This window comes from Pedobacter sp. AC402, from assembly GCF_979252805.1.
On the sequence record NZ_CEEDAI010000009.1, the window covers coordinates 871,199 to 892,943 of the forward strand.

The following is a 21,745-nucleotide window of genomic DNA, read 5'->3' on the forward strand; positions in this document are numbered from 1 at the left end:
AACACGCAACAAAACGCGAGCAATAAAGCTATTTTTAGTACAATTTTTGATACAAAAAAGCAATCTCCCGCAAAAACGCGCATAAATTAACGGTTAATGACGCAAATAACCATTTGAATTTAATTCTTGTAGTAAAAATTAGGAAGATATTTAATTGCTTATTTAATTTATTATCGTTTAAGTGAAATAACCACCTCATGTTAAACAAAAAAGTCTTCCCAGGTTACCGGAAAGACTTATAATATATATGTTGATTGGGTTTTTACTGTTGAACACCGCCCATACCACCACCTTGCTGCTGTTGATCTTGCTTCACATCGTCGTTTTTAATCTTTTTCTTCTCTGTAAACTTAAGTTTACCGAATGAATAACTAAAGTTAACACCGAATGAACGTAGAGGATAATAAATATTAGCACTTTGGTAAATCTTACCTGTTGCATTTATCGCATTGTTTACTGTTTTTATATGTAAATCTTTTGTGAACGGATTTAGCACGTTAAGACCAATACTTCCCTTTTTCTTCAAAATATCTTTCTTGATAGATCCCCCATAGATATAGAATGGATCTGTTGAACCTTGATAGGTACGTCTTTTCGAGGTGATCACATTAAAAAGCTCAAAATTGTAGCCTTTGCCAAAACCATAAGCAGAGCGTATAAACCAGTTGAAATTAAAATATGTACCGGTATTGATATTGGTTTGGGTATTAGTTACTGAATAAGTATTTCCAGCAAAATTAGTCATCAGGGTCCATTTCGGTTTAATGTTGTACGATGCGAAAAGATTGAAGCCATAGGTTTCTGCTGTACCAACATTGATATATGAGGTTAAGGTTTTGTCAACCAATTGATTTGTTGTCGGATTTAACTCTTGAATTGGAGAGATAGAACTTTCGATAACTCCACCTGTACGGCGATAAAAAACTGATGCGTTGATAACAGAACCCTTGATAAATGTTGAATATCCAAGCTCTAGATTATCACTCAACTCTGGGCTTAACTGCGGATTTCCCTGTTGAACATTAAACAAATCACTCGTATTTCTGAATGGGTTTAAATAAGATTGAGTAGGCCTCTGTACCCTGCGGTTATAGCTCAATTTAAGGGTTGTACTACCTTTTAGGGTTCTAGATACAATTACACTGGGAAACAGATTGAAGTAATCATTTTTTTGAATTCCACTGCTTTGGGTATTGAAATCTATTTGAGTGTATTCGGCTCTTAAACCACCCTTAACTTGTAGTTTCTTGGTTAAATTGAAGCTGATTACACCATAACCTGCTCCAACATTTTGGTTATATTCGAAATCTTGTGCAGAAACATCAAACTGGCTTTTAATATCTCTGAAAATACCTTTAGCCCCAACCTCTAAAACTACAGCCTTACTAAATGGATAAGTGTAATCGGTTTGAGCTGTGTATTCATTATTCTTACCTGTATTATTACTAGTCAGCGTTTGCCCGGTTATGGCACCCTCAGGAATGAATGTATTACTAAAACTTGTTGGGGTACGGCCTGTTGAAAGCTGTGCAGAAATTGAAAACTCCTCTCCTTCCTTTTTGCTGGTTTTACGATAATCTACGTTCCAATCCATATTACTAAACGTCATATCCATGTCGCTAATATTGGTTGCTTTCAAATTATTGATAGTATATTCAGATGAACCTGGACCACCATTAGAAAAGTTATTTAATTTAACTGTTGTACTAATGTTATTGTAAGCGTTAAAGTCATAATCTAAACCTAAACTTCCATTGTAACCATTGCGACTCCATTTAGAAACACCATTCTGTACTCGATTGTCGGTAGTTCCATCCTTGAATATAGTATTGGTTACAAACGATGTTCTTGAATCCTGGGCGTAAGCCAAGTTTGTACCTAAACTGGTATTTACACTCAAACGACCTGTTTTTGCGGTTAGGTTAAATGCTCCGTTATTTTGACGTGTTCCTGCCGCAGCACTTACACTTCCTGAAACGCCTTGAGCACTAGATTTTTTAGTGATAATATTAATAATACCGCCAGAACCTTCCGCATCGTATTTAGCAGATGGGCTTGTAATTACCTCTACGCTTTTAATTTGTTCAGCAGGAATCATCTTTAATGCATCAGCTACACTACTTGCCATCGTACCAGATGGTTTACCATTAATTAAAACCCTTACTGCTGCACCACGAAGTTGAATGTTTCCAGTAGGATCTACTGAAAGCATGGGCACTTTACGCATTACATCTGTAGCATCGCCACCTGCATTTGTACCATCAGCTTCTGCATTGTAAACCATTCTATCGATTTTATTTTCAATAACCGCTTTTGTTCCTTCAATCTGAACATCGGCCAAAGTATTTTCCGATCCTGAAATATAAATTGTACCAATGTTGTTATCAGGTTTTGCCGGAGTTGTGGTAACCAGAACAGATTTTGTTTTGTAACCCATAAAACCGATCATTAGTTTATAAGAATCCGGCGATACGTTTTGCAAGCTTAGTTTACCTTTTTCATCGGTTACACCACCATTTACAGATTTATTATCTTTTGCAGTAACCAAAGAAACTGTGGCATAGTCAATTGGTTTTTTGGTTAATGAATCAAGTATGGTGGCAGTAATACGTCCGGTAACTGTAGATTTTTTTGGTCCTCCACCAAAGCCGCCCGGAAATTGGGCCTGCGCAGTGAAAAATAGTCCAAGGATAAAGGTTAATAGTAGAAGTCTTTTCATGTTAAAAGTTAGTCTTTTGTAATTAGTCTACGCAAATTGCATTTTGTTACAATTATACGCTATACTTTTTACACCAACCCTATCAATTAGTCGGCAAACAATGCCGATTAGTCGGTAAATGAAATTTTTCCATTTAATCCTTAACAATCTAGGAGCATGAAGATACAATTTATTGTGATTCAAACCTCGCAGGTTTTCGAAACCTGCGAGGTTTATGTGCTTAAACGACAGACATTAATCCTTAACTCAATTACGGAATATGAATAGTAATTACTATAAATTAAGATTTTAAACTAAAAACATCCTGCTAAGCACTTCAAATTTTCTTACCTGGCAATATTGTTCGGGCGGGAATAAACCATTTGCATTACATTAATATTCCTCATGGCAAATGCTGCTTCACAATAGTTAAGGTAATAATTCCATTTGCGGATAAAAGTATCATCAAAACCTAAGGCCTTTACTTTATCAATGTTTTTATTGAATTCAAGAAACCACAAATGTAATGTACGGGCATAATCCAAACCCATATCTTTTAAATCAACAAGGGTTAAGTCGCCTGTTTCATTAATGGCTTTATTCATGGCTGCAACAGAAGGTAAAAGTGAGCCAGGGAAAATATGTTTTTGAATCCAGTCTACACCGTTCCGCAACTTATCGTATCTGCAATCGGGCGAAGTGATTACCTGAAAAGCAAATATCCCATCGGGCTTTAAAAGATCCTGACATTTTTCGAAATAGGTTTCCAAATATTGGTGACCAACAGCCTCAAGCATTTCTATGGAAACAATTTTATCAAATGTGCCTTCAATTTTACGGTAATCCTGAATAATAATGGAAACTTTATCGGCCAGGCCTTCGGCATTTACACGTGCTATGGCCAATTTTTGTTGCTCTTTAGAGATGGTTACCGAAGTAACTTTACAACCATAATTTTTAGCTAAAAAAATTGCATTTCCACCCCAACCGCTTCCTATTTCCAAAACATGATCAGTAGCTTTAATTTTGAGCTGTTTTGCCAAACGGTCATATTTGGCATATTGAGATTCTTCTAAACTTAAATCTTCAGGATTAAAATAACCACTGGAGTAAGTCATGGTTTTATCCAGGAAAGTGGCAAAAAAATCATTGTTCAGGTCGTAATGCTCTGAAATATTTTTTTGCGATCCGGCCAGGGTATTTGCCCGGCGTACATGGTAAATTTTATTAACCCATTTAAAAAGATTCAGCGCAACCGATTTTACTTTACTTCCGGTAATGGAAGGTGCGTTTTCGATGTTCAGGATTACCCATTTAATCACATTGGTAATGTTTGTGGTATCCCATAAACCAGCGGTATACCCTTCGCCAAAACCGATGTCGCCGTAAAGTGCGATAGATTTAAAAAAATCAGCATGATTAACCTGAATATGTGCTTCAATTTTATGTTCGCCGTTTCCAAAAACCAAAGTTTCGCCGCCTGGCATCGAAAGTTCTAATTTCCCCAATGTCATTTTAGAAAGTGCATTGAGCACAACTCTTTCAAAAAAGCCTGTTGATGTTCTGGTAGCGGTAAGCGTATTCATAATCTTCGATCTATTTAATTTGAGGTTTATAGGGTTTATATACGTTGCGTTGCAGCTCAGGGTTTTCGGCTTTTGGATGAAATGGTATTTTTTTTAACCAGAGTTTGAAAGCCTGCCAATGAATCATACCCATAATCTGCAGCGGAATAAAGGGTATGGAGAAAAAATACCGCAACATATTGGCGTTGGTTAATGCTTTCTTTTCTCCCTTTAAGGTACTGATAAAAAATAGATTGCCGTTCTTATCCAGATCATCAATTTTAATATCGAGGGTATTGGATGGTACTTTTAGTTTAAAATCGAAAGCATCATCATGATCTATAAAGGGCGAAACATAAAAATATTTTGTTGTAATTTTTTTAAAAGTATTTTCATTCAATTCATCTTTTCCAAAGAAAAAAAGTTTCATTTCGCGGTAAGTATTGCTTATTTCGGCTACGCAACAAACCGGATTTTCTTCCTTATCAAAACAATAATAGAAAGAAACAGGATTAAAATTATAACCTAGAACATTAAGATTGGTTAATAATTTAATGTTAAGCCGGGTACCATCTACACCGTTTTCTTTTAAATAATCTTCCAGGTGCTGGCGGGTGTTTTTGCTCCGGTCGGGATTTTCTTTTGGCAACTGGAGATGTTCGGCATCCCTGAAAGAAAACAAGTTAAATCTGTTCCTGCTGAACCAGCGCAATTTTTGGCTAAGCAAATCCAATTCATCCAAATCAATGTAAAACATATATACACTATACCAAAAAGAATGTTTTTTGGGTGCCAGGCGATGGTGCATTACCTTTGCGGTGTAGATGTTTGAGTTGATTTGCATTAATATTACAATTTACATTTTTTTTTGGTTGTTATTCTATAGATTCATCATCTTGACTGCAACGCAGCAGAATGGAGAGATCGATCTTAACAGATTTATAGACTACATTGCGCTGAGCTAAAAAATAACTGCGACGTTAAAAGAGATCTGCAATTAAAGCCCCATACATAAATCAACTGCGCTTTTATAGGCATCCTCGTGGAAACCGTACTTAAAATAACTGCCGCAATAATATACAGGCCCTGTTTCGTTCAGCTTTTGTAATTGCTCCTGCGCCTGCATGGCCGCAACATCAAATAAGGGATGGTGGTAATCGATTTCCTTAATAATTTTCTCAGCATTTAATGTTGATGTAGGATTGATAGAGACAAAATAATTCTGTTTTTTAGATACACCCTGTAAACTGTTCATCCAATAAATAGTACTTGGCAACAGCTTTTCTCCCTGTTTTTCTACGCGATAATTCCAGCTGCTCCAGGCCAGCCTGGCTGCGGGCATTTGCTTTTCATCGGTATGCACTACAGCTTTGTTCATCTGGTATTTAAATTTAGAAAGCAGTTCTGTTTCTAAAGCTGTTTTATCTTTTACCATTTCAAACGTTTCATCGGCATGGCTTGCCATAATTACCTTATCAAATTCGAACCGCTCGCCATCATTATTTATTACTTCAACTTTCCCATTATCCAAACGTTTTACAGAAACGATTTTATTATTGATTTTGATTCTATCCCGAAAAGGGGCAATCAGTTTTTCGCGGTAGGCCTGACTTCCATTTTGGAGCGTATACCATTGATGCTGCGTATCTAAGCCTAAAAAGCCATGATTTTTAAAAAAGCGAATCAGCGTAATTGCAGGGAAATCAAGAATCTGTTCCATCGGGGCACTCCAAACCGCAGCACTCATCGGAATGAGGTATTGCCAGAGCATATCATCACTATAGCCAAATTCTTTAAAAAATCTGCCTATAGAATAATCCTGATATTCGGGTTTATCCAATATTTCTACACTTTGTTTATTGAAACGGTTAATCTGCATCAGCATTTTCAGGTAGGAAATATTAAAAATATTCTTCCGCTGGGCAAAAAGATGGTTTAAACTTGAGCCACTATATTCTAACTTTTTTGGCAGGAACTGCACACTGAACGACATATTTGTTTTTATAACAGGGGCACCGATCTCTGCAAACATTTCGGTTAAATTTGGATAGGTTTGATAGTTAAAAACCATAAAACCGCTATCCAGGTAAATGGGCTTACCATCTTCTTCAAGTGTGATGGTATTGGTATGCCCTCCAATATAATCGGCTTCTTCGAAAAGGGTAATATCGTATTTATGTTGCAGCTTATGGGCACAACCCATGCCAGCTATCCCTGAGCCTATAATGGCAAGTTTTTGCATTTTGATGAAATTGGATTAATCGTCATGCTGAATTTAGTTCAGCATCTGTTATAAAGCCCCTGCATTAAGTTCAGGGGCGACGCAGCTCGTTAAACTTTATTGAATAAATAATGGCACACCATCCATTCGTTACCTTTATTGTAATTAAACAATTCGGCGCACGACATATAAAATAACCTCCAGTACACCCACCACCTCACGGCCTGATCTTTGCCATAAGTATCTTCTAATATGGGCATAATTTCTTTTTTATGTTTGTCCATATTGCTTAACCAGGCTTCAGAAGTTTTGCCGTAATTGGTTCCATTTACCACCCAATGTTTATCTATTTTTAAATCATCATTGAAGTAAAAAAACAAATGGTTAGATGGCATAATCCCACCCGTAAAAAAGTATTTACTCATCCAGTCGGTTTCATCAATTACCTCAAATTTATAGGCCAAAGTTTTGTGCGTAAAAATGTGCACGAACAATTTCCCATCTGGTTTTAGAAATGAAGCCACTTTGTTGAGCAAAAATTTATAATTGCGCATATGTTCAAACATCTCTACTGAAACTATCCTGTCAAATGTATCAGCAATGGTAAAGGTGTTCATATCGGCCGTCAAAACCGTTAGGTTCTGAATGCCACGCTGCTTTGCCGTTTCATCGATAAAAATCTTTTGCGTAGCTGAATTTGATACCACGGTAAACGTGCTTTCGGGAAATTTTGCCGACATATAAAGGGAGAGTGATCCCCAGCCACAGCCTAGTTCCAAAACGTTTTGCCCATGCTGTAAATCGGCTCTTTTGCAGGTTAAAGCCAACATGTCGTCTTCTGAGGTATCAATATCTTTTACCCCAGGTTTCCAATAACCACTGCTGTATTTTAGGTTTTTGCCCAAACAATACTGAAAAAATTTGGTAGGCAATTCATAGTGCTGCTCATTTGCATCGGCTGTGTTTACTGCAATTGGCGATTGTTTTAGCTCTGCAACCAGATCCATAAATTTTTCCTGTTGCAATTCTTCATCACCCAGGGTTTCATCATCCAAGCGCTGTTTACATAATTTTCTAATGCCGATACGCAATGCTGTATCCGGAAGTTTGTCGTTTTCTAAAAGTTTGTCGTACCACATAATAAGGTAGAGGGTTGTAAGGTAAAGGGTTTTGAGTCGTCAGTCCGAAAGCCGGATTACGATGCTATTGGTTATACGCAATTTGCTCGTGAGCAGATTGGTTGTTATTTTACTTTAATGACGTCGGAAGATTAATTAGCTTTACAACTTAGGTTTTTCCACTTCTAACTATTCCTTTTTAAACCAAGGAAAAAAAGCACTTGTTGTTTGTTGGTATTTTTTATAAGCTATAGGTTTGCTCCGCAAATTTTGTTCTTCGTTATTGGGAACACCGGTAACTTTGGTTAATAAATATAAAATAATTGCCGGACTGATGATGGCCAAGATGCCCCAAGGGGAAACCATTGCAAAAATAAAATAGGCCATCCAGGTTAACCATTCAAAGAAATAGTTGGGATGGCGGCTATAATACCAGAGCCCTGTATCGCAAACTTTGCCTTTATTGCCCGGATCTTTTTTGAAGGCAGCAAGTTGCCTGTCGGCGATCATTTCACCAAAGAAACCAACAGCCCAAACTACTGCGCCAGCAAATTCTAAGACGGAAATTCCTTGCGATGTATTTGCGGTAATGATAAAGAAGGGAATAGCCAGAATAACATTTGAAATGGCCTGAAACTGGAAAAACACAAAGAAATTCCGGTCTGCTTTATCGCCCCATTCTTTACGGAGTTGCTCGTATCGGCCTTCCTCTTCATCCAAATGGCCGATAACACGTTGCCAAAGGTGAATGCCAAGTCTGAGTTCTGCAAGTAAAAACATTCCGCAGATTAAAATTTTGCGTGGATCAAATCCGTCTGACATGAAAAAAGTAATCAACGTAATTAAAGGGAAATTCAACGCCCAAAACACATCCACTACTCCGGCATTTTTGATCTTCTTCGCCCATAACCAAACCATGGCCATAATAAAACAGCAGGCAATTAAAGAAATGAGCGCGATGAAAAGTAGATGTTTGTAATCCATAAAAAGGTTTAGGGTTTAGGGCATAAGGTTTAAGGAAATGGATGCTGCTTTAGATTTTACCTTCAGCCATACACCTTTGCCTTCTACCTTTTTACCAGCAATTCTTTAACACCTTCGCCATCCTTTAATTTAAACAAATAAACTAAAACATAAGCTAAAGTTGCAATACTGCCTAAACATACGAACAAAATTGTGATAGAGATTTTAAGAATAATGCTTTTTTCTTTGTAAAACATCCAAAGGGTGATAATGAAGATGTTGGCATAAAAATCCCATAAGGTGGCGCGCATCCATGGAATACTGCCTAAAAAATCCCATTGATCAAAAAGGTTGCTTTCTAACGAAGTGCTAATCACCTTATAACACATAAAAACAAACAGTGCCGAGAAAATAATTTTAAGAAAGTTGATCATAAAGGGGACTTTAATTTTATATATAATTTGGCATATATACGGTAAGGTAGTTAAAAAAGATTTATTTTAATTTGCTAAAAGCTGTCTGCAGGGTGCGAGAGGGAAAGGCGGATAACAGTAAGGTGAAGTTCAGATGTTGATGGTTCAAGAGTTGTCAACTTTAATAACACGTTTGCTAGAAAGTTGACAACTCTGAAATGAATAATTGTTTCTGGTGGTAAAAATAAGTGGCGTTTAATAATAAAAAATAAATGGTCTGTGGGGACACAGACCATGGAGATTTTACTATTTATTTCTTGGTGGTAAAAAATATGTGGCGCTAAGAGTTGTCAACTTTAATGACACGGTTGCTAGAAAGTTGACAACTCTGAAAGAAAATAACTATAGATATATTTTGTAAAGGATTTGGGCATGCCCCAAGCTGCGCAAGGGTCGGGCTATACGTTGCAATCTTTTTTGATGAAGAATCAAAAAAGGATTTCCACTGCTATCCCTCATGCGAAAAAAGGAAACCTTTGTTCCTTTATTTCTTGGTGGTAAAAAATATGTGGCGCTAAGAGTTGTCAACTTTAATAACACGGTTGCTAGAAAGTTGACAACTCTGAAATGAATAATTGTTTCTGGTGGTAAAAATAAGTGGCGTTTAATAATAAAAAACAAATGGTCTGTGGGGACACAGACCATGGAGATTTTTACTATTTATTTCTTGGTGGTAAAAAATATGTGGCACTAGGAGTTGTCAACTTTAATGACACGGTTGCTAGAAAGTTGACAACTCAGAAAGAAAATAATTATAGATATATTTTGTAAAGGATTTGGCATGCCCAAGCTGCGCAAGGTCGGGCTATACGTTGCAATCTTTTTGATTAAGGATCAAAAAAGGATTTCCACTGCTATCCCTCATGCGGGAAAAAGGAAACCTGTGCCTTTGTTTCTTGGTGGTAAAAAACAAATGGTCTGTGGAGACACAGACCATGGAGATTTACTAAAAGAGTTGACAAAGGAATGTTTTTTTGCTGAGATTTTTCTTTAGCTTTTGCATTAAACTTTTCTAATCTTAATGATCCTCATCCAATGCAATACTTTCATAACTGGATAGGTTGGGTCGAACTCCCACCATTTTGTAGCGAAATTAGGGCTATTTGGTTTTTTGTGGTGATTATTTTGAAAAAGCTCACCCATTAATAAGAAATCCCATGGCAATGAGTTTTTACTATGGTCGTCGTTATCGTGGTTAGAATAGCCGTATTTATGCCCACACCAGTTTACAATCGCACCATGTAACGGCCCCATTAAAAAGTGAACCGGCAATAAGATATACATCCACCAATAATTGGCAAAAGCAACATAAAAACCGATATAAAACAAGCCACAAGCAATTCTCCAGGCCCATGAGTTCCCGATTCTATCAACAACCGGCCATTCTGGATAATTGCCCTGAAAAGCTGGCTCCGGTTGTATTTTAAATTGCAAATAATTCATATACATGTTCTTCGTTGCGATCATCATCCCGAAAACATCCTTAAAAAAATGTGGTGAATGCGGATCTTTTTCAGTGTCGCTATACGCATGGTGCATTCTATGCAGAATGGCATATGCGCGTGGGTTTAAAAATGAAGAACCTTGCGAAATCAGTAATATCAGGTAGAAAAACCGCTCCCAGAAAAAGCTCCATCTTAAACATCTTATGAGATGAGTAACGGTGAAGAAAAAAGGTTTGGCTAAATAAGGATAAAAACCAATGGCAAAGAAAAAATATGAGGATAATCATGTATAATGTGTATGCTGTATAAACGGAATTTGAGGGCGTTTAGTTTCTGAATGTGGAGAAAACCACTTTAAGTTGAGCATTTAGATAAAAAGAAGAGGCCATATTATAACATAGTTTTATTATGTTGAGCTGTGGAAAAACCTGTTTTAATACGCTTTAACGCATTTAGACAATCTGTTCCGAGTTATCTTATCAAACAATGTGAAGCAATTGGTTTAAAATTGCCTTTTATGCTACAACCTCTTCTTTTTTTAATTATTTATTATCTACCGAAATCATCTTGAACGCGAACAATATCACTTTCATCTGATGGGTTGGAAGCATCTGTATGTTGCCAAATTTCTGCTACTACTCCCCAATCTTCCAAACCAATTAAACGGTGGCGTTCGCCTTGTTGTAATTTAATCTGATCTTTTGGCGCATATTTTTTTACTTCGCCTTCTTCATCAGTTTGGCTGGTTTTAATGCCAACAGTACCGGTTACTACCTGCCATATTTCGGCTCTACGGTGGTGATATTGCCACGAAAGGCGTGTATTTGGCGCAACAATTAAAATTTTCGGACTTAATTTACCACCAATTTTAAGGTCTTCTACATTTAATCCATCAAAATAAGTATCGGCAAATTGTTGTGCCTGAGCTTCGTCTATTACAAAGAAACCACCCCAAGGACGGGTTTCATCGCGGTTTACTACATTGAAACCTTCAATTTTTAAACGTTGTGCAACGCTTTCGAATATTTCTTTTTTGTCGTTTGTCATTGATAAAATATTTGTTTTCTAATGATTGTCGAGGTGCATAGGCATTATTAAATGGCCTATGTGGTTCTATAATTGCCGCAAAAATAAGCCTAATAAATTAAAAAAGCCCCTTCGGGCTCTTTATTTTTTTGATCAGAAATTTTAAGCTGCATATTACTCATCGTACAAAGCATAAGGATCTGTACTTAACTGCAAACTGAACCTATAAATGTGTTATAGCTAAACTATCAAATCAATTGATTATTCTACCGATGAAGTAAATGTCATTGTTGCAAATTGTCCCGTTAAGGTGATGCGTTTGTTCTTAGGCACATTTACTTCAATATATTTTTCAGTACTACCATATCTGATCCGTAAGCCAACGGGAACATGTGTTCTTATGATGTAGAAACTGATAGGTCCGTTTTGACTATACCTGATTGCTGATCCAAAATCATTTTCCATTGGATTATAGGCCGTTTGGGTATCAATCTTATATGCCGTGTAATCATTTTGCAGGTCGACAAGGTAATTGGGCAAATCGGTTACCACAACATTTAACAAGCCTACAATTCTTTCCATTATCATTTCCATGGTCTGGTTATTATTTATAGTAACCCCCACCTTTTTCGCAAAAAAGGTATCTGATGTTTTATAGAATTTATCCAAAAAGAATTGGGTTGGCTGCCAATATTGAAAATTAGCATCAGCATAGTGCAAATAAACAGGCTTATCCTTATCTGCATCATAAAATTGGTTGATACCAAACTCGCTATTGGATCCTATTGCCACAAAATTATAAGTTCCGTTAGGCAAATCAAGAGTAATTTGCCCAAAGGTTGGGCTCGAAGAAAGTTGCGTTTGTCTGGTTATTTCAGCTCCATCTTCAGTGTTATAGGCAATAATTGTTAATTGTACAATAAAATTTTTAATCGGCTCTGTCGGAAATCCAACATTTGGATCGCCGACATTGTGGTTTAACCCGCCAATTTTAAACGCTATTTTACTTTTTTTCACAGATTCCACATGCCCGCCAAAATCTTTTATACATGCCGACAGCATCACCGCTACCGCACATATTGTTAACATACTCTTTTTCATAAGGCTTTTTTATAATAAATTTAACCTAATCAAAATCCAATATGAATCTACTTTTAAATCTGTATCAAAAATTGTTACCAGTGATAGCAAAAATGCACACCTTTTAGAGTAATCATGTAAAAATTAAAATACAAGCATAATAAATAACAGCAATACGTTTAATATAACTTATTATGCTCTGGTGCTTTTACTATGTTTGATTAACAAAAAATCCCTTTCATGATCCAAAAACTAAGTATCTGCATCTTATTCTCGCTAATTTTTATTCAAAATATAACGGCAAAAGTTTACCACATCAGTACTGAGCAAGAATTTAAAGCCATTGAATCTGTTTTGCTTGCGGGGGATGAAGTGATCATCAAAAGCGGAAATTATACTAACTGGGCCTTAACAATAAGTGCTAAAGGAACTTCAGCCAAGCCAATTTTAATTTCTGCTGAGAAGCTTGGAATGGTTGTTTTTTCAGGAGATGTAGCAAAACCAATATTTGAGATTTCAGGAGAATACATATTCATTAGAGGCATTAGCTTTAAAAACTGCATATTGAGCAAAAATGCTACGCTGATTGAACTCAAGGCAACCAAGTATTGCAAAGTATCTGGCTGCAGTTTTTCTGGCAATAAAGTGAGCGCACAGTTTACGCCTTTGGTTGTTATCTCTGGTAAGGGCAGCGGCAATAGCATTAACCATTCAAGCTTTATTTCCAACATCGATAATCAGGATGTACAAGTGAAAATCACCAAAGATGCTTACCCTAAATTTACACTTATAGAAAACAACCTTTTCAAAGATAAAAACAAAGTGAGCTGGCCAAACGGCAACGGGGGCGAATGCATTCAGGTTGGTCAGGATCCTGTGTTATTGGGAAACCAACGTCCGGAAACACTGGTACAAAAAAACAGATTTATCCATTGCAACGCAGAAAATGAGGTAATTAGCAATAAAAGTAGCGGCAATAAATACCTTAATAATTATTTTGAAGATAACGATGGCGAACTGGTAATGCGTGGGGGACATGATTGTACCATTGCCCATAACACATTTAAAGGTGGTACAGGTGGCATCCGGGTTAATGGTACCGGCCATCAGATTATCAATAATAAATTGGATGGCATTCAAACGGCTATTAGACTAATGTATGGCATGGCAAAAGGCAAGGATGAAATTGGTTTTTACATCGCGGCGAGTGATTGTAAGATTAAGGGCAATATGATAACTAATGCGACAACCGGAATATTAATTGGCGATAGCAAGGGTACAGACTGGACAGGTAAATTTGATACGAAAAGGTATCCTTCTCCTGTGATGCAAAATATTGCTCCTTTTGATAATGATATAAGGGCAAATGACTTTAAAAATGTAAAGAATAAGGTGGTGAAAATGTAAAGTTTAGCACCGTTACAGTGAATTTATTTCATTGCTAGGATAGCAGGAAAAGATGCAAAAATAAAGGAGTTAATCTATACAATCTGCAAAAAACTATCATCTCAAGTGAAGTGCAACGTAGCCGGAAAATCTAAAAGATAGAACTCAGCATTCCGCTATGCTTCAATCGAGATGACAGCCATACATCAAGATTCTGTAGCTTTTAATGCGGTATCACTACTGAATCTTATTTACCACTAAATCATCAAAGTAAATGTAGCTGGTTTGGCTTGAACCCCATACCGCAACATCTTTTCCTCCTCTAAAGTTATGAAAGGATAACCTGTTGATCAGTCGCTGAGCATCGTTTGTGGTCCAACGGATAGCCTGATCCAATACAGTTGTTCCATTGATGATTACCTGTACCTGACCATTTTTATTGGATCCGGTGTTGCTTTTTACATAAAGGTGAACGGTGTAGGTATCGCCTTTAACCAAACTGCCTGAAGATGGGTAAGATTTGCCAAAGGTATCGCCGCAAGGGCCCGCCATATCTCTATGGTAAACATATGGTTGAAAAAACACACGGCTACCGGTATTGTACCACATTAAACGCAAACTGCCGCCGTTACCATCGCTGGCAATATCGCATCCTGTATTTCCCTCTCCAATGAGGAAACCGAAGCCAACTTTCCCTCCCCTGCTCCAATCGAACTGGCTATGGAAACGTACTTTAAATGTTGCTTCGTAGGCCGAACCATCTGATATATCTGCACCAGCGATTAAACCGTTAGAAACTGAATTAGGAGCAAGAGTAGCCCTGGCCCAGTTACCTGAAATATAAGCGCGGCTCTCGTTCCAGCCTGTTAAGCTTGCACCACCAAAATCGGCACTGGCCTCGCCGTAGGTATAAGCACCATCGGCATGGGTAAAACTCGTATTAATGTTGCTTGGGTAAGCCGCAGCAGCTACTAATGTATTGTTGGCTGCACTTATTTTTTCAGGCGAGATAATACTTTCTGAAGTGGCTTTAGCAGATTCATCTTTTTGGCAACTGTAAATGGTTAGCGAAAATATAAGCAATACAGACGCAATAAAATGCGTATAATTCATTTTTTGACTCATGTTAGTTTTAGTTAAGATTTAAATTTGGTTAGATTTTTTGCGAGCGCAACTTACTATCCTTGATAGCATGTTACAGGTTTGATAGTAATTCTTTTTTATTTTTTTGGTTAGCTATTATCTGATACACTAACTTAGTCAAAAAGGTATTTTCAAACAGACTTGCCTTATCTTAAAAACGGTAAAACCTATTTCTCTACTTGTTACAACGATTGAAATAATGCTGGTTAGGTGCTATTTTTTACACATTTACTGTGTTACTCAACTGCGTGAATTTTAAGGTTACAATTCACAATTACCTTTTTGTAATCGTTCACTTCAATTTCTCCATTAATGAGTTTAACCAATAAAGTAACAGCCTGCTCGCCAAGTGATTCAGGATTTTCTTCTATAGATGCAATTGGAGGAGAACTGAGGTAAGCAATTATGGGATCGTTGCCAAAGCCGATACATTCGAGTTTTTTGTAATGAGGATGCGCTATTGAACGCAGAAATTTAATGGTATCAAACAGCAGCTTTTCTTTAAAAGCAACTAATGCAGTTGGTCCGTTTTCTAAATTACTAAAAAGGTTTTTAATGGCCAAAAGGGTGTTTTCATCATCAAAATCAGTATATGCTACATGCTCAGCATTAAAAGGAATGGAATTATCTTTAAGTGCATTGATGTATCCGGAAAAACGATCGTGACTGAAATTAACCATCTTCGGACCACCGAGATAGGCCACTTTTTTATGCCCTCTGTTAATTAAGTATTCGGTAGCCATATAACAGCCTTGATGGGTATTGCCCAATACCTTGTGGCAATTGAGATTAAAACTTGGGTTTTGGGTGTAATAAACAACAGGAATACCAATTTTCTCAAATTGATCAAGATGTGAAAAATCTGAGGTTTGTTTAGAAATGGCAACGATTAATCCATCTACCCTTGAGCCTAAAAGCGTTGCCGCAGCCCTTACTTCCATCTCAAAATTATCATGCGATTGGCTGATGATAATGTTATATCCATTGGCGGTGGCCAGCTGCTCCATGCCATAAATGCTCCGGGTAAAAAAGTGGTCGGACAGATTGGGCAATATGATGCCGATAATACGCGATTTCCTATCTCTTAGTCTTAGAGCAGAAATATCAGGAGTAAAATTTAATCTTGCTGCCAGTTCTTTTACACGCAGTTTGGTACTCTCCTTAATCCTCGGATAATCTTTTAACGATTTAGAAACGGTAGAGATGGATAACTTTAATTCTTTTGCAATTAATTTTAATGTAACAGGTTTATTTTCCATAGGTGAGGGAGCTTAAGCGTTACAAGGTATTGAGCGGTTAGCGTTAAATGAAGCGATTAATGGCCGGAGCAGCGAGCAACTGCCCCGGTACATCAATTAAACAACACTAAGCGGATATCATAACATGAAATTGCTGTTATATAATTCATAAAATAAATCACGTTTCATGATGACATTTTATTTATTTAATTTTTTACACTATTGGATTTTATCTAAAGCGGGCACGTTATTTTCATAACCAGTGTAACCTTTATTTTGATTAATCCGGCCTCCGGTATTAAAGCGTTGTGCCGCCGCCGGTACAGGCCAAAGTACATGGTAAGGAGATATTTTAAAGTTTACCCCCAATACGGTTGGCACTTTGTTGCGGTAAAAATCATTTTTCTCCATAATTCTGTCGTAAAAGAAATTATTATCCGAAAATGCTGCCATAGTATACGTTTTACCATTGTATGCCGCTTTTCCTGTTTGCGCAAAAATATAGGCAATGCGTGTTAACTCGGTTTTACGGGGTTCTTCATAGTATAATTCCCGCGCGCGTTCATCGAGTATTGTCCCGATGTTAATCGCCGAAGCATCGGTTAATAACGCGGCATTGGCCCTTGATCTTACCTGGTTTATATCAGCCATAGCCAAAGCCAAATTACCCTTCCAATAGTAAGCCTCGGCCCTCAACAGATAGGTTTCGGCCAAACGGAAAATATACCAGTCTGTATTGGTACCACGCGGTGGGGTCCAGTATTTATCAACGGCAAGTGCATTTGTAGAGTTGATAAAGGTTTTATAATGCGGCCAGCCAAAAAAGTGGCGGATGGTATCTAAACCTTTGTTTAAAAACATGTTGTTTACATTTGCAGGCGTTACATCAACCAGTGGTTTACCGTATAATGCCTTTTCGGATGGATTATTTGATGATTTAAGTGCGGGATTGTTGTAAACTAGATCGGTCATGTTCATCCACATGCCTGGTGCATGGCGATAATCAGTATTGTCTGTCCAGATATTTTTAGTGCTGTAAGCGGTGCCACGGTAACGGCCAATTCCTCTACCATACATTAAGGTAAGTGGTATTTCTACATTAACTCCATCAACAATGGCTTGTGTAATGCCAGATGGTGTTTTTAAATTGGCAAAATGCCATGCGGGTACACAGTTACGCATTACCTGCGATCCAAGATCGGTAGCACCGGCAAGGGTTTCTCTATCAATGGTTAAAAAAAGTGCTTCCCGATTTGCAGGTATGGCTTTGTTATCCATGCGGTGCAAATCCCAAACAACATTTTTAGTGGCATCGTTAGCGGTGCTTCCGAAACGGTTACGCATTAAACTGTAGGTACCGCTATTGATTACGTTATTGGCAGAAGTAATGGCAGCATCAAAATCGCCCAGTGCAAGGTTTACCTTGGTTAATAAATGGCTACAGGCACCTTTGGTTACGTCTCCTCTATCTACGTTGTCTTTTAACCACTTTTCGGCAAACAACAGGTCTTCCTGCATTTTTTTAAGGATTACTTCGCGTTTGGTTGAATAATAATCAAGCTTTGCTGCTGTAATATCTTTCAAGTTCAGGGGCACATCGCCAAACTGGTGTACCAAGCGGTAATAATAATAGGCCCGGTAAAAATAGGCCGCACTGAGAATGGCATTTCTTTCGGCCTCATCTTTATAGGTTACATTATCGATATAGGTAATTACTGTATTTGCCATGCGTACGCCTCTAAAACCCTCTGTCCAGTAAAATCCAATTCGGTTAAAATCCGGATTATCGAGATTGGCATCCGGCGTAATGCGGGTATCCATATCCTGGGCTTGAGTAGTTTTATCAGTTGTTCCATCTACGGCCACTTCTGAGAAAATTGATTCGGTAACAATTGGCGCCATATCTCCAGTAAACTCTCGCCTTACATTGGCTCCTATGCCTGCTATAGCAGCTTTCATGGCCGCCACACTGGTTAGGGCAGTTTGAGGTTCCAGTTGTGATAATAACTCTGAATCAAGTCTTGATTTTTTACATCCATTTGCCGATAACAGAATGGCCAGGGCAACAAATGGAATTATTTTTTTATATGTGATTTTCATCTTCGTCGTTTTTAAAGGGTAACATTCAATCCGAAAGTATAAACTCTGGGTGTTGGAACAGGATTTCCATTACCATCTGCAGTTTGCGGGTCCCACTGGTTCCAGTTTGGTGCATATACACCTGCATTGCTTACATTGGCATATATTTTTGCGCTTTGGATTTTGAGTTTACCAAGGAAATCTTTTGGCAGGCTATAGGCAAGGGCAATGGTATTTAACCTGATGAATGAGCTTTTACGGTAAGCATTAAAACTCACGCCACTTAAACCAGAATTTAAGCGTGCATAATCGTTAATCGGGTTGCTTGGTGTCCAATAAGGTACCACATAAGAACTCGACCGGCCAAAACCCACACTTCCGGGCTGGTTTTTAGTTTGGTTATCGGCTCTCAGCTGACCCCAGCTTGAGATGAGCTGAAAAGAAAAATCGAAGTTTTTATAAATATTAAAATCATTACGGAACGACCAGTTGAACCTTGGGCTTTTGTAACCTATAAACTGTTTATCCAGATCGTTATATACATAATTGCCATCTACATCCAATAATTTAAAATCGCCAGGCTTAATGCCTTTATTAAATTTATTTGCTTCGGCCACTTCATTTTCCTGCCAAACGCCTAAAATTTTATACTCCCATATCACGTCGATGTCTTTGCCGATAAACCATCCGTTTCCAGGGTCATCATTGGGTGTGGCCAAAGCCACAATTTTATTGCGGTTAAACGAAAAGTTTGCTGTACTGCTCCAGGTAATGTTCCCGCCGGTAAAATTTTTAGTGGTTAAACTCAGTTCAAAGCCTTTGTTGTTAACGCGGCCCAAATTGGCAATGACGTTTGCGTAACCACTCACTGATGATAGGCTTTGGCCGATTAAAAGATCTGAAGTTTTCTTATCGTAAAGCTCCAATGATCCGCTGATTCTGTTATTTAAAAAACCGAAATCCAAGCCAAGGTTTAAAGATTTTGTTTTCTCCCATTCTAAATTTGGATTGCCCAAACGCGGACTGTTTACTACCGTATTTACCTCACCCGCGGTACCGCTTCCATTAACCGACTGATACTTGCCACCAACCAAAGTTTGGATGGCCACATACGGATCAATTACGTTATTGACATCCCTGATTTCCCTGTTGCCATTTATACCATATGATAAACGTAGTTTTAAAAAGTCGATCCATTTGGCTGATTTCAAAAAGCTTTCTTCACTTACCGTCCATGCTACAGCTGCTGCAGGAAAATTAGCCCGTTTTTTAGCTGCTCCAAATGCAGAATATCCATCTCTACGGATAGAACCCGTAAAAGCATACCTTCCTTTGTACGAATAATTTACCCGGGCCAATAATGCATCGCCGGTGTAAACTTTATCATCACTGCTAACCGTAGGTTTGTTACCGCTTTGTATGTTGTGGTAACCCAATACATCGGTTGGTGCAAAACCCTCGTTGCTGGCAATGGTATACCAGGTAGAATATTTTTCGCCGTTTACCAGTAGGGTTACATCTACATTATGGTCGGTTGCAAAGGTTTTGTTCCATTTTAACAAGTTATCCAATTGCCAATTATACCTTGTTTCCTGCGCCCTTGAGGCTGAACCTCCGGGTACCACAACATTGGGGTTTTTGGAAGAAAGGTGGTTAAATGTACGGTACTGATCTAAACCCGGACTAAAATTAGCTTGATAAGTAATACCAAAAGGCAATTGCACTTTTGCATAAATGCTTCCAAATAATGTGCTTTGTTTTTGCAACCTCGAATTATAATTTTGATCGAGAAATGGATTACGGGCATTGAGACCATTATCATCGGTAGGAATCCTCCGCAAAGAACCATCGGCATTGTAAAAATCGCCGTAAGGAGATAAATCAGGCAATTGTGAAAACTGTGCTTCTATTGCACCTTCATCGCGGTCGGCAAATTGCAGGTTCATCCCCAGGGTTAAAAATTTTGCTGCCTTACCTTCGAGATTTAAACGGGTACGGAAGGTGCTGAACCCACCGCCAGCAATAATACTTTCGTTTTTAAGGTAACCTAAAGACATGTAATAGGAAACTTCTTCTTTTTTTCCGCTAAGGCTTAAAGTGTGATCCTGACGCTGGCCGGTTACAAAAAGCATATCATACCAATCGGTTGTTTTGTCAGCAAGATAATTGGCTTTTTCATTGGCCAACAAACCTAAACGGCTTAACCAAAGATCAGTAGGATTTGCAGTTGTTTGTCCGTTTAACCATTGCGCAAGTGTTACCCCTGCTGGTAAATTATTCGGATCGTTATAAATATATGGTGGGTTTACGCCACCACTGCGCTGTACATCGGCCCGCCAGTTTAGAAAACCAGGCCCATCATATACAGGTTGATTTTCGGCCAATGTAGCCATCCCGAAGTTTGTATTTACGGTGATGGTTGGTGCACCACTTTTTCCTTTTTTTGTGGTAATGGCCACCACTCCTGTTGCGGCTTTTGCACCATAAACAGCAAGTGAGCTGGCATCTTTTAAAACATCAACTGATTCGATATCATTTGGATTGATATCGGATAGCTGCCCGATAAAAATCACCCCATCCAGTACAATAAGTGGTGTGGTGGTACCAGTAAGCGTGGTTTTGCCACGCACCAGAAGATCTCCACCACCTTTTGCACTATTGTTAAAACCTACGCTCAAACCCGGTATATTACCACGAAGAATATCGGTAACACTATTGGGATTTTCGTTTTCCAACTGGGTAGCCTTAATGCTGGAAACCGCACCGGTAACATCTTTTTTCTGCGCGGTACCATATCCGATTACCACAACATCATTAAGGCCTTGCGAGCCATCTTCCATTGTAATGTTAACGGTTGTACGGCCATTTACAGCAGTTTCTTGTGTGGTAAAACCAACAAAGGTAAAAATCAGCGTTTGATTGGCTTCGGTAGTTTTGATGCTGTATTTACCGGAAGCATCTGTTAAAGTTCCAATCTGCGTATTTTTTACCCTAACGCTTACTCCCGGAAGTGTAATTCCTTTATTATCTTTAATTGTACCCACAACAGTGGTTTGGGCATAAGCGCTAAAACTCCATATGATGGCCAGGAATGAAAAGGCGAAAATTTTAGCCTTCTCTATGCAGGTGCGCTTGAGGAATGGAAATATCCCTCTTTGTTTGTAAATTTTAGTCATAATTGTAGTTTAAGTAGTGATTATATGTTCCTTATCAAGAAATGGAATATCAGCCAGAGAAAAAATGAATAATACCTGTATAGGGGTACATTTGTGAACTCTTGAACATAGGTGATTTGGTTAGACTTATTTTA

15 protein-coding genes are annotated in these 21,745 nt (G+C 38.1%); 1 reads left to right on the forward strand and 14 read right to left on the reverse strand.

Annotated elements, in window-relative coordinates; all coding sequences use genetic code 11:
• Window positions 1-262 precede the first annotated feature (262 nt).
• The 10 genes from AC0IWE_RS14710 to AC0IWE_RS14755 all read right to left on the reverse strand — a co-directional run bounded on the left by AC0IWE_RS14710 (window position 263) and on the right by AC0IWE_RS14755 (window position 12,610).
• A complete protein-coding gene (locus tag AC0IWE_RS14710) occupies window positions 263-2,719 on the reverse strand; it encodes a TonB-dependent receptor (protein WP_471793644.1) in 2,457 nt (818 codons plus the stop codon).
• Between the two features lie 326 nt (window positions 2,720-3,045).
• Entirely contained in the window at window positions 3,046-4,284 is a 1,239-nt protein-coding gene (locus AC0IWE_RS14715) for a class I SAM-dependent methyltransferase (protein ID WP_463492760.1), read from the reverse strand.
• Between the two features lie 10 nt (window positions 4,285-4,294).
• Window positions 4,295-5,107, reverse strand: coding sequence for a DUF1365 domain-containing protein (locus tag AC0IWE_RS14720; protein WP_471793645.1), 813 nt, complete (start codon window positions 5,105-5,107; stop codon window positions 4,295-4,297).
• A 153-nt stretch (window positions 5,108-5,260) separates the two neighbouring features.
• A complete protein-coding gene (locus tag AC0IWE_RS14725) occupies window positions 5,261-6,505 on the reverse strand; it encodes an NAD(P)/FAD-dependent oxidoreductase (RefSeq protein ID WP_471793646.1) in 1,245 nt (414 codons plus the stop codon).
• Window positions 6,506-6,594: 89 nt separating this feature from the next.
• The gene (locus tag AC0IWE_RS14730; RefSeq protein ID WP_463492757.1) at window positions 6,595-7,623 is read right to left on the reverse strand and encodes an SAM-dependent methyltransferase; all 1,029 of its coding nucleotides are present in this window, start codon (window positions 7,621-7,623) and stop codon (window positions 6,595-6,597) included.
• 168 nt (window positions 7,624-7,791) lie between these two features.
• Window positions 7,792-8,586 carry a DUF1295 domain-containing protein gene (locus AC0IWE_RS14735; RefSeq protein ID WP_471793647.1) on the reverse strand — a complete coding sequence of 265 codons (795 nt, stop codon included), beginning with the start codon at window positions 8,584-8,586 and terminating at the stop codon, window positions 7,792-7,794.
• Window positions 8,587-8,669: 83 nt separating this feature from the next.
• Window positions 8,670-8,999 (reverse strand): DUF1475 family protein, encoded by a 330-nt coding sequence (locus AC0IWE_RS14740; protein WP_463492755.1) that lies wholly within the window; start codon window positions 8,997-8,999, stop codon window positions 8,670-8,672.
• A 1,041-nt stretch (window positions 9,000-10,040) separates the two neighbouring features.
• Window positions 10,041-10,577, reverse strand: coding sequence for a fatty acid desaturase (locus AC0IWE_RS14745; protein ID WP_471793648.1), 537 nt, complete (start codon window positions 10,575-10,577; stop codon window positions 10,041-10,043).
• 455 nt (window positions 10,578-11,032) lie between these two features.
• Complete coding sequence (locus tag AC0IWE_RS14750; RefSeq protein WP_025142534.1) at window positions 11,033-11,530, reverse strand: cupin domain-containing protein; 498 nt, start codon at window positions 11,528-11,530, stop codon at window positions 11,033-11,035.
• A gap of 240 nt (window positions 11,531-11,770) precedes the next feature.
• On the reverse strand, window positions 11,771-12,610 hold the full coding sequence (locus tag AC0IWE_RS14755; RefSeq protein ID WP_055911317.1) for a FimB/Mfa2 family fimbrial subunit: 840 nt from the start codon (window positions 12,608-12,610) through the stop codon (window positions 11,771-11,773).
• 219 nt (window positions 12,611-12,829) lie between these two features.
• On the opposite strand from AC0IWE_RS14755, the gene AC0IWE_RS14760 reads away from it, so the two are divergent.
• Window positions 12,830-13,996: a chondroitinase-B domain-containing protein gene (locus AC0IWE_RS14760; RefSeq protein WP_471793649.1), complete on the forward strand. Its 1,167-nt coding sequence runs from the start codon at window positions 12,830-12,832 to the stop codon at window positions 13,994-13,996.
• Between the two features lie 216 nt (window positions 13,997-14,212).
• Here the strand turns inward: AC0IWE_RS14760 and AC0IWE_RS14765 are convergent, their stop codons facing one another.
• The 4 genes from AC0IWE_RS14765 to AC0IWE_RS14780 all read right to left on the reverse strand — a co-directional run bounded on the left by AC0IWE_RS14765 (window position 14,213) and on the right by AC0IWE_RS14780 (window position 21,611).
• The gene (locus tag AC0IWE_RS14765) at window positions 14,213-15,100 is read right to left on the reverse strand and encodes a polysaccharide lyase (RefSeq protein WP_471793650.1); all 888 of its coding nucleotides are present in this window, start codon (window positions 15,098-15,100) and stop codon (window positions 14,213-14,215) included.
• Between the two features lie 254 nt (window positions 15,101-15,354).
• A complete protein-coding gene (locus tag AC0IWE_RS14770) occupies window positions 15,355-16,377 on the reverse strand; it encodes a LacI family DNA-binding transcriptional regulator (protein ID WP_471793651.1) in 1,023 nt (340 codons plus the stop codon).
• A gap of 198 nt (window positions 16,378-16,575) precedes the next feature.
• Window positions 16,576-18,456, reverse strand: a complete 1,881-nt coding sequence (locus AC0IWE_RS14775) for a RagB/SusD family nutrient uptake outer membrane protein (RefSeq protein ID WP_471793652.1) — start codon at window positions 18,454-18,456, stop codon at window positions 16,576-16,578.
• A gap of 11 nt (window positions 18,457-18,467) precedes the next feature.
• Entirely contained in the window at window positions 18,468-21,611 is a 3,144-nt protein-coding gene (locus AC0IWE_RS14780; protein WP_471793653.1) for a SusC/RagA family TonB-linked outer membrane protein, read from the reverse strand.
• Window positions 21,612-21,745: the final 134 nt, after the last annotated feature.